The organism is Niameybacter sp. (assembly GCF_036655075.1).
Classification (GTDB): domain Bacteria; phylum Bacillota; class Clostridia; order Lachnospirales; family Cellulosilyticaceae; genus Holtiella.
Map to the genome: position 1 here is coordinate 22,912 of NZ_JAVVQU010000031.1, position 15,145 is coordinate 38,056.

Genomic DNA, 15,145 nt, shown 5'->3' on the forward strand with positions numbered 1-15,145 from the left:
CTAACCTTAGTTTACGCTTCTATTATAGATTCTAACCCCAATGTCCTAAATCTTTAATACATTAACAGCAGTTATTCACGCGTTCTAATTTCTTCTATTTGCCTCACCACATTGTCTGGAAGTATATCTATCAAGTGGTTACGTTCTTTAGGTTGTCTAACTTGGTATTCTTCCCAATACTTTTTCGCCGTGACTTCCATTTGTTCGTATAACTCTCTTGCAGACATTAAGTAGCAGCCTTTTCCCCTTGTGATAATCTGTTCTGTCCCATCTGAAGTTGCTACTGTAATACGATATTTGCTTGCATGTTCGTGGGCAAACTTTTCAATAAATTGATCAGCTGTCTCTGCTTCTTTTGTATAGACCACACGGATATTGTGATAATCATAAATTTCGGTCAAATGCCCTTCTACTCGGTAAGCATCAAACACTACCATCACATAACATTTATGATACCCTTGATAATTGCACAATAAATCTAAAAGTCTATCTTTGGCTGCATCAATATGTGTATCTGCCACTTGCTTTAATGCCTCACATCCAAAAATAACATTATAGCCATCTACTAGCAGATACTCCTCTTTATTTATACTATGACTATGTGCTGTACGAATAATAGGCATTTGTACAGCACAAGCTTTTCGCTTCACAACACCTTTATTAGAAGTATAACCATTCTTCTGATTGGCATAAAAAGTACGGTTCAAAATACTATCAATTTCCTCTATACCAATACTGTCTTCTTCCCAATAAATTTCATTAGAGCGTACTACTGTATCTTCAACAGTTGCTTCTAACTTGCGATTTTCTATATGCATATAGCTTGTGACTTGGTCCCACGCAACTAAGAAGCCACTTCCATGTGCACAAAAAACAGAACCTGTTGGATGATCTATATCTTGTTCTGAATCATACCCTATCGTTACTATGACTTCCTCAGAATTATGGCATGGCTCATAGCCTTTTAAACTACAAAATAGTCTTCCAAGTCCCTTGCTATAGGCGATGACATCTTTTTGATAATCCCTCATAGTCACTACAGGTGCCACACCAGTTAAAATAGCTTGTCCATCCTCCATATGCGGTGGATCAAACCTGCCATGCATCTTTTCAATATCCATCATAGCTCTACCTATCAAGTGCTCTGGCACTTCAAGTCTAAAGGCATAAAAAGGCTCTAGCAACATAGACTGTGCCTGTTTTAGGCCCTGCCTTACTGCACGGTAAGTTGCCTCTCTAAAATCTCCACCTTCAGTATGCTTATTGTGTGCTCTTCCTGCTACTAAAGTAATCTTCATATCCGTTATAACCGAACCTGTTAATACCCCTTTATGTTCCTTTTCTTCTAAATGGGTAAGTACCAATCGCTGCCAACTCTTACCAAAGTCATCTTCACTACAATCTACATCAAATTGTACACCACTTCCCGTAGGTAGTGGCTCCATCAAAAGATGTACTTCTGCATAGTGGCGTAAAGGCTCAAAATGTCCTACGCCTTCCACTACATTGGTAATAGTTTCCTTGTACACAATATTACCTGCACCAAAGCTTACCTCAATCTCAAATCTTTCATAAATTATATGTTGTAATATTTCAATTTGAACTTTTCCCATAATCTGTGCTTGAATTTCTTGTAGCACTTCGTCCCAGACAATATGAAGCTGTGGGTCTTCTTCTGAAAGCTGTAATAGTTTGGGTAAGATCGCTGCGGGGTCACACTTATCAGGTAGTATAATCTGATAAGTAAGTACAGGTTCTAGAAGTGGTCCTCTCGTTGCCTCTTCATTTCCTAAGCCCTCTCCAGGGTATGTCTTTGTAAGACCTGTTACTGCACAGACTGTTCCAGCTTCCACCTCACCTACTGACTCAAACTTATTGCCTGAGTAAATACGAATTTGATTGACCTTCTCTTCCTGCTTAGTCAATACAGACCTCACCTTTAAGCTTCCACCTGTAATCTTCATATGCGTGAGCCTATTCCCCTGGTCATCTCTTGCAATTTTAAAGACCTTCGCACCAAATTCATTAGCATATGTAGGTACTTGGGTATACTTACTTATGCCTTTCATAAATTCTTTGACACCCTCAAGCTTTAAGGCTGATCCAAAGTAACAAGGAAATACTTGTCGCCTACCAATCAATGCCCCAATAGCCTCTACTTCAACATGCCCTGTCGCGAGATACGTATTGAGTACCTCTTCATCACACATGGCTACATTTTCATCAAAAACGTCGCTTTGCTCATTTGAAAAGTCTATACAACCTTCATCTAAACGTCTTTTCAGTTCCTCTAAAAGCTTGTCCTTATCTGTCCCATCTTGATCCATTTTGTTGATAAATAAAAAAACTGGAATTTTATATTTAGAGAGTAAGCGCCATAACGTCTCAGTATGTCCCTGTACGCCATCTGCGCCACTAATGACTAAAATTGCATAGTCTAGCACTTGTAATGTACGTTCCATTTCTGTAGAAAAATCTACATGTCCTGGTGTATCTAATAAAGTCATTAAGATATCCCCAATTTCCATCACTGCTTGCTTAGAGAAAATGGTGATACCCCTTTGTCTTTCTAATTCATACGTATCTAAAAAAGCATCTCTTTTATCCACTCGCCCAAGTTTTCTAATCTTGCCACTTAAATAAAGCAAGCCTTCAGATAAGGTCGTCTTACCTGCATCTACATGAGCGAGTATTCCTATTACTAATTTCTTCATATTCTATCTCGCTTATCATATTCCTGACTTTTTTGCTCTAATTGTATCATAATAAGTTCCTAATGGGTATGGCCTCATCTATATAAAAAGAGCTGATAGCCCTTTAATCCATAAGATTAGCTAGGCATCAGCTCTTACTATTTATTTTATTGATGCGTTATGCGTAATGCATTGCCAATGGCTTCTAGTGCACAGTCTAAGTCTTCTTGTGTATGTGCTGTACTTAGGAACATAGCCTCATATTGAGCCGGTCCAATGAGTACACCTTGTTCAAGAAGTGCGCCGAAGTAACGATTGAATTTCTCTGTGTCACAAGTCATGGCATCTTCATAGTCACGCACTTCACAGTCTGTGAAGAAAAGACATACAAGTGAACCTGCTTGTGCCACATGATAGTTAAGACCTAATGCTTTAAGATGTCCACGAATACCGCTTGCAAGGTAAGTTGCTTTTTCTTCTAGCTGTGTGTACACTTCTTGGTGGTCACGTAAGTACTCCAATTGTTTCTTACCAATGTACATAGCAAGTGGATTGCCCGACAATGTCCCCGCTTGGTATACAGGTCCTACTGGTGAAACCATATCCATAATCTCCGCTTTACCTGCATAAGCACCTACTGGAAGGCCTCCACCAATGATTTTACCAAAGCATACCATGTCTGGCTCTATGTCAAAGTATTCACGACTGCTACCGTAAGCAATTCTAAACCCTGTGATCACTTCGTCAAAAATAAGTACTGTACCATATTTTTTTGTGATTTCACGAAGTGCTTCAAGGAAGCTACGCTCTGCTGGAACAAGTCCCATATTTCCACCAATTGGCTCTACAATAACAGCTGCAATGTCTTCGCCTTGCTCACTAAAGATAGCTTCTAGTGCGCAAATATCGTTGTATGGTGTTACAAGTGTATGTTTAACAACGTCCGCTGGTACCCCTGGACTTGTTGGTACACCATAAGTAATTGTACCTGACCCTGATTTTACAAGTAAAGCATCTGAGTGTCCATGATAACATCCTTCAAATTTAAGGATTTTGTTACGATTGGTATAGCCTCTGGCCACACGAAGGGCACTCATTGTAGCTTCTGTCCCAGAGTTAACCATACGCACTTTGTCTATTCCTTTGTAAGCATCCACAATAAGTTTAGCCATTTCTACTTCAATAGCTGTAGGTACGCCGTAGCTTGTACCTTTGGCTACCATTTCACTAATTCCTGCTGTAATTTGCTCATTACTATGACCTAAAATAAGTGGTCCCCATGAACAAATAAAGTCGATATATTCATTTCCATCTACATCCCAAATATGACTTCCATGCGCATGGTCAATAAAAATAGGGTTAATCCCTACTGATTTAAAGGCACGCACGGGACTATTTACCCCACCTGGAATATACTTTACTGCTTCTTCAAAAATCTCTGTTGAACGCTTATGCTCCATCATAACCTCCACAATCCTATACAAGATTATTATTTATTCTATCTTTAAATCCACTTACACAATTCTTTTGCAAAGTAAGTAATAATAATATCTGCCCCTGCGCGTTTGATAGAAAGAACACTTTCATAAATGGCTTTTTCATCGAGTAAGCCATGCTCTACAGCTAACTTAATCATAGCATACTCACCACTTACATTGTAGGCTGCTATTGGCATATTAAAGTTATCTTTCACACGATGGATAATATCTAAGTATGAAAGGGCAGGCTTCACCATGACGATGTCTGCGCCTTCTTCTATATCTAATTCTACTTCCCGTATAGCTTCATCTGTATTGGCAATATCCATTTGGTATGTTTTACGGTCACCAAATGCTGGTGCTGAGTGTGCAGCTGCACGAAATGGGCCATAGAAGCTTGAAGCATATTTTGCACTGTATGCCATAATAGGTACATTCATAAATCCTGCTTCATCTAACCCTGTACGAATCGCTGCTACACGTCCATCCATCATGTCAGATGGTGCTACCATATCTGCGCCTGCTTGTGCATGGCTAATGGCAATACGTGCTAAGAATGGAAGGGTCACATCATTTTGCACGTGCCCACACTGATCTAAAATACCACAGTGCCCGTGGTCTGTAAATTGACACATACATACGTCAGTAATGACATACATCTGAGGTGCAAGTTCTTTCACTTTACGAATAGCTTGTTGAACAATACCCTTCTCACTATACGCTTCTTTTCCATAAGCATCTTTTTCATTAGGTATACCAAATAAAATGATAGATTGGATGCCAAGGTCCATCAGCTCTTTGATTTCTTCTTCTAAACGGTCAATAGAATAGTGGAAAATTCCTTTTAAAGATGAAATCTCTTCTTTAACATTATTTCCTTCTACTACGAAGATAGGATATACTAAATTTCTTTTTTCTAAAGAAGTTTCTCTTACCATTTCACGTATTGCTATATTGCCACGTAATCTTCTTGGTCTTTTAATCATCATCTAACCTTCTTTCTCTCTATGCTTCACATAAACATTGAATTAAACCATCTATTGTAAAAGGTGTCGCTTCTTTATATACTTCTAAACCTAACGCTTTCATGGTTTTACTTGTAACCTCACCAATAGATACACATTTGATATCTTTAAGTTTTTCTTTTTGTTCTTCATCTAAAAGTGCCATTAAATTCTTAGCTGTTGAAGAACTTGTAAAAGTAATATAGTCTAATGTTTGTGTTTCTAAAATTTCTTTTAATAAGACTTTTGAACCTTCATTAAGTACTGTATCATACATTAAAAGGCTTTCCACTTGGCAAATAGGCTCAAGACATGTTGCAAGAATATCACGTGCTAGACTTCCTTGTGGCATAAGCACTTGATCTTCTTTTGTTAATTGACGCTCTAGAAGCTCAGCAATACTTTCTTGTGTGAAACGCTCTGGCATAAAGTCTGGGCGAATCCCATACCCTTCAAGAGATTTAGCTGTAGCACTACCTACTGCTACAACTTTCATATTGCCTAATGCTCTTGCATCTTTGCCTATAGCATAGAGTCTCTCAAAGAATAAGCTGACTGCATTTTGACTACCAAATACCACATAAGTATAGTCTTCAAGACAGTTCAATGTAGCATCAATTAAGCTAGCCTCTCTTGGTACAATCTCAATGGTTGGTATCTCAAATACGTTTGCTCCAAGGTCTTGTAACTTAGCTTTTAAGTCACTACTTTGTGTGCGAGAACGTGTCACCATAATGTTTTTGCCAAAGAGTGGACGCTTCTCAAAGAAGTTAAGTTTGTCACGTAGGTTAACGACTTCTCCTACTACGATTAGGCTTGGAGAAGTAAGTCCTGCATTTTTCACTTCTTCTTCTATGGTCATCAGTGTACCTGTTGCCACCTTTTGGTTTGCTCTTGTTGCCCAGTTAATCACAGCGGCTGGCGTAGAGGCAGCAAGTCCATTTTGCATCAAGTGAGTACAAATTTTATTTAAATTACTAAGCCCCATTAAGAATACAAGTGTCCCTTGCATACTTGCAAGTGCACTCCAGTTAATACGATCCTTTGTCTCATCTTTTAAATGACCTGTAATAACATGGAAAGACGGTGTATAGTCACGATGTGTAATAGGGATCCCTGCATAGCAAAGTCCCCCTATAGCAGAAGTAATCCCTGGTACAACTTCAAAAGGAATATCTCTTTCTAGTAAGTACTCACCTTCTTCACCGCCACGCCCAAATACATAAGGGTCTCCCCCCTTAAGGCGTGTGACAACTTTGCCTTCTTTAGCTTTAACTGCCAACACTTCATTGATTTCATCTTGTGTCATAGTATGATCGCTAGAAGCTTTCCCAACATAAATACGTTCTGCAGTTGGACGCGCTAAATTTAAGTACTCTGCATTTGCTAGACGGTCATATACAAGCACTTCTGCTTCCTTAATACAGTCTAAGGCTTTCAATGTTAATAATTTAAAGTCTCCAGGACCTGCTCCTACTAAATAAACTTTTCCACTCATCTTTTTAGTTCCTCCATTACACCCTCTGCCAATTTACGCCCTAGTTGTCTTGCTTCTTCTAATGTTTTGCATACACTTGTAAGCGATTGCTTCACAAGCTTATCGCCTTCCTCATCCCCTAGCAATGCTGTAAGGGTTATATTGTCTTCAAACATTTCGGCATATGCACCAATAGGCAGGTGACAACTTCCATCTACACCTTTTAAAAAGGCACGTTCTGCTTCAATTTGTATTTGACTATTTATATCTTCTATTGGACGAATTAGATTATAAATACGTTCATCTGCCTCACGAATCTCAATAGCTAAAGCCCCTTGAGCTGGTGCTGGTAATACCACATCTACCGGAAGATAGTAACCAATCTCATCTTCTCTGCCAATACGTTTAACACCTGCCGCCGCAAGTACTATACCATCTAAATTTTCTGTTTCAATCTTACTAATACGTGTATCAATATTTCCACGAATAGGTTCTATAGAAAGGTCAGGTCTTGCTGCTAACAGTTGATACTTCCTACGTTTACTGCCTGTTCCAATTCGTGCACCTTCTGGAAGCTCTGATAAATAGTTAATAGGTTTCTTTAAAATAAGCACATCACGAGCATCTTCACGTACAGGTGTATATGTAAACTGAAGTCCTTGGCATACTTCACTTGGCATATCCTTCATACTATGGATCGCAAGGTCAATTTTTCCTTCTAAAAGCTGTTGCTCAATTTCTTTTACAAATAAGCCTTTATCCCCAATTTTATCTAAAGGTACATTTTGAATAAGATCCCCTTTAGTTTTAATAATTTTAATTTCAAACTCTACTTCAGGATTGCAAGCTTCAAGTTGACTTACTACCCATTTTGATTGAGTAAGTGCTAGCTTACTTCCTCTTGTTCCAACAACAACCTTCATTCTCGTCACCATCCTCTTGTTCTATTGATTAACTTCTATCCTATTGTATGACTTCTTATTAAAAGGAATCTCATGCTTACTCCAATTTTATATTTATTAACACTGGCACTTAGCTATGACATTCCTTGGTCTATAGTTCAAATAGTTCGTGTAGCATTTCCATATAGGCTTCTTGTTTACCCATATCTTCCATTTCTTTTAATGCTTTTACGGGTTCACGAATAAGGCGTTTTAAAGAAGCCATCATCATTTTATCAATAATTTTATGCTCTCTAGGTGTAAGCTCTAACTTATTTTCAATATAGTGCATACTGTCTTTATGAATCTCTTGACATCTCTCATTAAGAGACTGTATCGTTGGGTCAATCTTAGTCATCTTCAACCACAATCCAAACTCTTCTACATAAGTCTTTGTAATACGTGTGGCTTCTTCTGCTAAAGCTTCTCGCTTAGCACTATTTTTGTCTGATATATCTTGTAAATCATCTACATCATAAAGGTCTACATAGTCTAATGTGGCTACGGCACTCTCTACGTCTCTTGGCATAGCAATATCTAATAGGGTAAGAGGCTTGCCTAATAGTGGCATGTGTTCTTTGGTCAAAATCAGATGAGGTGAGGACGTTGAAGTAATCACTATATCCACTTCTTGTAAAAGTTCATAGCGTTTGTCAAACCCAACAGGTACGGCCTGTGCCAAATCTTCGGCTAATTCACTTGCCTTACAAAATGTACGGTTTGCAATATAAATCATGCTAGGTTCTTCTAGAACTAAATATTTGAGTGCGAGTTGGCTCATCTTACCTGCTCCAAGTACAAGAATTTTCTTATCTTTTAATGTACCAAGTCTTTCCTTTAAAAACTTAATGCCTATATAACTTATAGATAAAGGATATTCTGATATTTTAAGTTCACTACGGATAAGCTTGCCACAAGTAATCGCTTCTCTAAACAGTTTGTTGAGAACTTTTCCACTTGCCCCAATCTCCATGGCAAAAGCATGGGCATCTTTGACCTGTCCCAGTATTTGGTCTTCCCCAATAACAATCGACTTAAGGCCTGCAGCCACATCAAATAAATGTTGAATGGCTTCTTCACCTGTTTTGATATACAAGAAATCGCGTGCCTCTTGTTCTAGCATGCCATTTAATAGCTGGCATACATCCTCCATAGCCCCTACAATGTCAGAAGCTGTAATGTAAAGTTCACTCCGATTGCACGTTGAGACGATCACCATTTCCTTACTTGCCTTTTCTAGGAGTATATCCATAATTTCTATTTTTTTAGAGTCTGTAAAACTCACTTTTTCTCTGATTTCGACTGGTGCCGTATCATAGCTCAGTCCAATTACTGCAATATCCATTATCCACCTCTTAATTTATGTCAAATAAACGTTTGCATCCTTTATTATACTACAATCTTTATCAACTAAAAATACTACTAAGCGCATTATTGTATTTAAAAAGGCAGGATACTATAGAATGCCCCCTATAATACCCTGCCCTTTTTATCTTAAGTGTATCAATCCTATTTATCTTTTGTAATGTTACCCGTTCTTAGTGATGACTATCTTGGCTACCTGGACCTGCACTGTTGTGGTTTCCAAGTGATTTAACGTTGATGTTTGCACGTTTTTCATCTTCTTGCCAGTAAATACGTTCTGCAAATTGTGCTTCTGGGTTAATTTCAAGACCTTCAAGAATAAGTTCTTTGAATTTAATGTATCCAGCTCTATCGATTAAGTGTCCACCATGAAGGTAAACTGGTTTGTAATCAAGTGCCCATGCAGAGAATTTTGGCCAGTTTCTGAAGATACCAATTACTACATCTTCAGTTACCCAGTTTGCAAACATTTTACCCATACGTGGATATTGTTTACCTGTACGTCCGCCAAGCATAATTCTGTAGAATTTTTGAGGATTACGTGTCCATGCGCTTGTTGGACAAGCGATTACACACTCACCACAACCTACACAACAACATGTATCTTTTTCAATTTTACCATTTACTAATGAAAGTACGCGAGTTGCGTGGTGTGAACATGCGTCAACACAAGCGCCACAACCGATACAACGGTCTCTATCGTATTCCATTTTAGCAATACCAATTACACCAAAGTCATTGAAGTGTGCTTTACCACAGTCATTTGGACAACCTGAAATAGTTGATTTAATGTGGTAGTGACTTGGGAAAATTTCTTTTTCAAGTTTTTTAGCAAGTTCATGTGTATTAACGTTTGCTTTAATACAGTGTGTGTTACCGATACAAGACATAATGTTACGTGCCCCTATTGTTGGGTAACCTTTACCACATGTTTCCATGTCTGCATCACAGTTTACTACTTCTACTTCTCTAATGTATTCATTAATGTATTCATTAACTTCTGGAATACTTGCATATTTAATACCTGGTATATTAAGTGTATGTCTCATCCCAATATGGAATGAACCATCACCCCAAGTTTGTGCTATATGTTGTACAGCTTGTAAATGTTTCGCATCGATAATAGAACCTGGAACACGTAATTGTAACATGAATTCTCCAGCTATTTTAGATTGACGGAAACAGTTTATTCTGGTTGCTTTTACATCAATATCATGATTCATTGTGTGGCCTCCTAGTCAATTAATTTTTTCGCTACTGTGTAGTTGAATACTGGTCCTTCAAGACATACATATGTCTCATCGATACGACAGTGTCCACATTTACCGATAGCACATGACATTTTTCTTTCGAATGAAACCCAGATTTTTTCGTCTGGAATACCTTGTTTTACACATTCAAGGCCTGCAAAGTGCATCATGATTGGTGGTCCAACGATTACGACTTCGTAGTTGTCACCGAAATCTTTGAATGGAATTTCTTCGATGAATTTAGTTACAAGACCTGTTCTAAATCCTTCTTTTTCATCTCTATCTAATGTGTAGATTGTGTTGAATTTTTCTTCCCAAACTTTAAGCGTATCTTTGAAAAGGATACCCTCTTCATCTTTAAAACCTGCAATGATGTTTACGCTTTCTACAAAGCCTTCTTCATTTGCAAATTTGTTGATCATACTTTTAACTGGAGCAACACCTGTACCACCAGCGATGATTACGATATTTTTACCTTTAAATTGGTCTACTGGCCAACCTTTACCGTATGCACCACGAAGGAATAATTGGTCTCCTGCTTCAAGTTCGAAGATTTCGTTAGTTACTTTACCAACGTTACGGATTGTGAAATCCATCCAACCTTCACCAAAATCACTTACTGAGATTGGTGCTTCCCCTACTTTAGGGATTGAAAGTTGTAAGAATTGACCATGTTCAATTGGAAGGTCAGTTTTCATTTTGAATGTATATTCAGTGTTAGTTTCTTTTGTTACACTAATAATTTCATAAGCTTTTGGCATTAATTCATTATGCATTACATTCACCTCCGCAAATTTCTTTTACAGCTTTGTTTACTTTTTCGATTGTCGCTGAGAATGAAATGAACTCTGGACATCTTTCAGTACATCTACCACAACCTACACACATATGACCTTCGCCAAATTTTTCGTTGTAATCATGGATTTTATGTAATGTTTTGTATCTGTAACGCGCAGCAGTTGTTTTTCTGAAGTCATGTCCACCAGCCATTGAGTCAAATCCTTTAACTTGACAAGATGCAGCAGTTCTTCTTCTTTCACCTACTGAACCATTTTCATTGTAAGCAATATCTGTTGTTGTGAAACATGTACATGTGCTACATGCGATTGTACAGCTACCACAACTGATACAGCGTTTGTTGAATTCATTCCACATTTCATGTTCTTTAAGTTTGTTAAGAACTTCTTTGTTTGGAATAGTTGGCATTGTTACTTTTGTTTGGTTTTCTTCGATGAATTTAACTGTGTAATCAGCTTCTTCATTCCCTGCAAAGTAAGTAGCAAAAGCTTCATTTTTAACATTGAAGAGAACTTCTCCATCTTCAAAACGAGCAGCTACAGCATAGTTATCTGTTTTGTTTGTTCCCATTGAACAACAGAAACATGTATCTTCACTTGAAGAACACTCCATCATTACGTAGTTTACTTTTTCTCTCATACGTTTGTAGAATGTATCCTCAAATCCATTTTCTAAGAAAATTTTATCTTGGTTCATTTGTGCATTGATATCACAAGGTCTAGCAAAGATTAAAACTTTTTTATCATGAATTTTAGCTTCACGATATTCATCTTCTGTAAAGTAGAATAAAGTTTGTGTGATTGGTGAAACCACATCTTTTGCTGGATAATCTGATTTTTCATCAAATACGATTTCTTCTACATTTTTGATTTCAGCATAACGGATAATATCTTGGTCTGAGTAACGTCCTGCTTTTGGAAATCTTTTTGGTGCATAAATTTTGTACTCTTTTCTTAATTCATCAAAGAGACTGTTAACCGTTTCAAAGCTTAATTTATAGCCCATCTTCTTGTCCTCCATTCGCATATTCCCTCCGTTATATTTTTAACGGAGCGCTGTATCTCTATTATATGATAATTTCTTAACAATGCCTATAGCTTAACAGAACTTTACAATTTAACATTATAATGCTAACTATTATATTTTATAATGGTTTACCCTATTGACCCCTGATATTTTTATAACATATAAAAATAGAGTGCTACCTGTCTACAGGTAACACTCTATTTTTTAATATATTTAAGAAAGCCTCTATATCTTCATCTAGCTCTTTATCTTTTGGCAAGATATAAGAATAGTTACGCCTAGGTTGTATATCTAATGGAAGTATAGTGAGCTCTTTATCAAATGCTGCATGACTTACTACACATTCTGATATAATGGTAATGCCCAATCCATTTTTCACCGCTTCTTTCACAGCATAGTTACTATTAAAGATAATCATATTTTTAGGTGTAATGTGGTGCATCTTCAAAAAGAGTTGTAAATATTCTTCTGTGCCAGAACCTTCTTCCCTACTAATCCAAATCTGATTGTTTAAATCTTCTAATGCAATCGTATTATTGGCAAGCTCTGATTGGTTACTTACTGCTACAACCATTTTATCTTCATAGAAGTAGTCTCTTTGAAAATCATAATAAGGGTCTATACCTTCAATTAATCCGATCTGTATTTCCCCTTCATTCATCATCTCACATATGTGGGCTGTATTTTCTATAAGGATCTCCAACTGCACATGGGGATACTGTTCAGAAAACACACCAATAAGTGGTGGCAAATAATAATCGCCTATAGTCTTACTTGCCCCTACTATAATTTTTTTCTTTGTATGGTGACTTATTTGCAACAAGTCATTTTTCAAACAATCTATTTCTGCTATTAAATCCTGTCCTCTATCATATAACATCTGCCCCTGTTTTGTAATCAACACTTCTTTACTTTTACTTGATCTAGTAATGAGGGTAGTATCAAAATAGTGCTCAAGCCTTTTAATATGCAAACTTACTGTAGGCTGAGATAAATTTACCTTTTTCGCCGCCTTTGTAAAATTGCGGTATTTAACTACTTGTATAAAAGTCTTAAGTTCCTCTAACATAGCCTGCCCTCCTCTATAAGTCATTCATTATCCTCTAATTATAGCATATTATTTACCTTATTTCTACATTAATCCTTTCCTATTAAATGCACTTACCTCCAACATCAAGGCATAAAAAAAGAGCGACATCAGAACCTCATTCTGAATCCACTCTTTTTGAGTACTTATATAAGTTTGTTTGTAGAACCAAGAGATAGAGTACAGTCTACGCTTGTCTAGTAAAGCCTCTAGAGGCTTTACTAGACAAGCGTATAATTCTTACTTCATCTCTTAATCCTAAGTGAAATGGAAATATCATATAATTGATATGTTTTTATTATACTATAGTTTTAGAAAATTTCTACCCATAATTTAATATTTATTATAACTTTCTCAAAATCTTTGTAAATGCCGTCGCTACAGGATAGGTCTTTATGAGGCTTTTTGGCACAAACTCTCCAGTGTTTTGCAATATATTACATATTATTTTTTCTACTTGTTCATTGTAGGTTATAACAACTGGACTCATCATCCATATACGATGTGTAAATACATGTTTGACCTGCTCTAAAACTTCATATTGAAGGCCCATCTTCTCTATTTCTACCCACTGTTCTAAAGTGACAAGAGGTGTCCCCCATAAAGAGGCTAATAGCCCTTCATCCTTTCTTTTTTCTAAGTAAATGTTATCGCCTTCTCGAATTACCAATGCCTTATAAAATTCTGGTTCTGCCTTTACTTTTCCTGTCTTAACAGGATATTCCATCTGTACACCCTCCTCATATGCTAAGCATAAGCTTTGCATCGGGCAACTCTCGCATTTGGGGTTTTTAGGTGTGCAAATCAGTGCACCTAACTCCATCAAAGCTTGGTTAAAGTTTCTAGCATCTGCTGGCATTAAGGACATGACTTTTGCTTCAAAAATCTTACGGGTTTTAGCAATAGCTATGTCCTCTTCTATAAGGAATTGTCTTGAAAGAACACGCATCACATTGCCATCTACAGCTGGATAAGGCAAGTTAAAAGCTATACTTAATACTGCCCCCAGTGTATAGGGGCCTATTCCTGGTATATCCTTTACCAACTTAGCCTCCATTGGAAATACACCCTCATACTGATTAGCTACTACTTTAGCCCCTTTATGCAAGTTGTCTGCCCTTCTATAATACCCAAGGCCCTGCCAATAAGTATACACTTCTTCTTTATCTGCTGTGGCTAAGTCCTTCACCGTTGGAAAACGCTCCATAAAACGTTCATAATACGGTCTTACCGTGTCCACTTGTGTCTGTTGTAACATGATTTCTGATACCCAAATGCTATAGGCATCTCTTCTTTCGCGCCAAGGCATTTGTCTCTTATTTTTGTCAAACCATTCTAGTAAATATGTCTGGTAGCTCACGTCTTTTTCCTCTCTTATTGCTCATTTAATTTCCGATTTTCAACTTCTATTTTATACCATACTGCACATATTTATGGCGGCTTCTACAAACTTCCTCATACTTCTTGGAACTTGTTCTAAATTTATAGTTTCACCCATGACTATTCTTTTCCCAAAATAAACAGCCCATTCATAGTCATGAACAGGTATCCCTATCTTTTCATCTAATAAATAAACAGGTCCATCTAAGCTTATCTCCTCATACACCTCTACATAAAAGGGTATGCCCTCATAGGTTTCTATATCCCTTTGATAAAGTGCTATTAAATAAAAGAAGGCAATTTGCCTACTTAGTAAATCACTCGCTTTAATTTTCTTTAGTTGCCCTACCTCTACTTCCCCTGCAGCTATAACTTCAGCTTGTTCTAGCAATTCACAAAAGGCTTCTCTATGTTGTGCATCCTTAAAATATTCTATTTGCATCATGTGCTCCTAAGCATATATTTTATATTTATACCATTGTGTATTTTATCATATATTCATGCTTAAATATATAACCCCACCACCTATGCATACAAAAACCCCCTAGTATTTTTAAGTTAATGAGCACTTAGAAATACTAGGGGAGTACCTTATTAAACTACTCACCTACTGAAGTAGGTGGAATTGGACATAAATGTCCCGGAC

The 15,145-nt window shown here is 37.2% G+C and carries 12 protein-coding genes; all 12 read right to left on the reverse strand.

From position 1 onward, the window contains the following. Positions 1-71 precede the first annotated feature (71 nt). Positions 72-2,714 (reverse strand): translation factor GTPase family protein, encoded by a 2,643-nt coding sequence (locus RRY75_RS09605; RefSeq protein WP_332527593.1) that lies wholly within the window; start codon positions 2,712-2,714, stop codon positions 72-74. Between the two features lie 146 nt (positions 2,715-2,860). Then, positions 2,861-4,153 carry a glutamate-1-semialdehyde 2,1-aminomutase gene (gene hemL, locus RRY75_RS09610; protein WP_332493293.1) on the reverse strand — a complete coding sequence of 431 codons (1,293 nt, stop codon included), beginning with the start codon at positions 4,151-4,153 and terminating at the stop codon, positions 2,861-2,863. A gap of 44 nt (positions 4,154-4,197) precedes the next feature. Then, on the reverse strand, positions 4,198-5,157 hold the full coding sequence (gene hemB / locus RRY75_RS09615; RefSeq protein WP_332493292.1) for a porphobilinogen synthase: 960 nt from the start codon (positions 5,155-5,157) through the stop codon (positions 4,198-4,200). A gap of 19 nt (positions 5,158-5,176) precedes the next feature. Continuing rightward, entirely contained in the window at positions 5,177-6,673 is a 1,497-nt protein-coding gene (gene cobA / locus RRY75_RS09620) for a uroporphyrinogen-III C-methyltransferase (protein WP_332527595.1), read from the reverse strand. Next, positions 6,670-7,575, reverse strand: a complete 906-nt coding sequence (hemC, locus tag RRY75_RS09625; protein ID WP_332493845.1) for a hydroxymethylbilane synthase — start codon at positions 7,573-7,575, stop codon at positions 6,670-6,672. The genes cobA and hemC overlap by 4 nt, the downstream gene beginning before the upstream one ends. 130 nt (positions 7,576-7,705) lie before the next feature. Then, entirely contained in the window at positions 7,706-8,938 is a 1,233-nt protein-coding gene (gene hemA / locus RRY75_RS09630) for a glutamyl-tRNA reductase (protein ID WP_332493844.1), read from the reverse strand. A gap of 193 nt (positions 8,939-9,131) precedes the next feature. Next, a complete protein-coding gene (asrC, locus tag RRY75_RS09635; RefSeq protein ID WP_332493843.1) occupies positions 9,132-10,181 on the reverse strand; it encodes a sulfite reductase subunit C in 1,050 nt (349 codons plus the stop codon). Positions 10,182-10,192: 11 nt separating this feature from the next. Continuing rightward, positions 10,193-10,984 (reverse strand): anaerobic sulfite reductase subunit AsrB, encoded by a 792-nt coding sequence (gene asrB / locus RRY75_RS09640; protein WP_332493842.1) that lies wholly within the window; start codon positions 10,982-10,984, stop codon positions 10,193-10,195. Continuing rightward, positions 10,977-12,011 (reverse strand): anaerobic sulfite reductase subunit AsrA, encoded by a 1,035-nt coding sequence (gene asrA, locus RRY75_RS09645; RefSeq protein ID WP_332493840.1) that lies wholly within the window; start codon positions 12,009-12,011, stop codon positions 10,977-10,979. The genes asrB and asrA overlap by 8 nt, the downstream gene beginning before the upstream one ends. Before the next feature lie 196 nt (positions 12,012-12,207). Next, positions 12,208-13,101, reverse strand: a complete 894-nt coding sequence (locus RRY75_RS09650) for a LysR family transcriptional regulator (protein ID WP_332493838.1) — start codon at positions 13,099-13,101, stop codon at positions 12,208-12,210. A gap of 361 nt (positions 13,102-13,462) precedes the next feature. Further along, on the reverse strand, positions 13,463-14,479 hold the full coding sequence (mutY, locus tag RRY75_RS09655; protein WP_332527596.1) for an A/G-specific adenine glycosylase: 1,017 nt from the start codon (positions 14,477-14,479) through the stop codon (positions 13,463-13,465). Positions 14,480-14,530: 51 nt separating this feature from the next. Next, complete coding sequence (locus RRY75_RS09660; RefSeq protein ID WP_332493834.1) at positions 14,531-14,941, reverse strand: hypothetical protein; 411 nt, start codon at positions 14,939-14,941, stop codon at positions 14,531-14,533. Between the last annotated feature and the right edge of the window lie 204 nt (positions 14,942-15,145).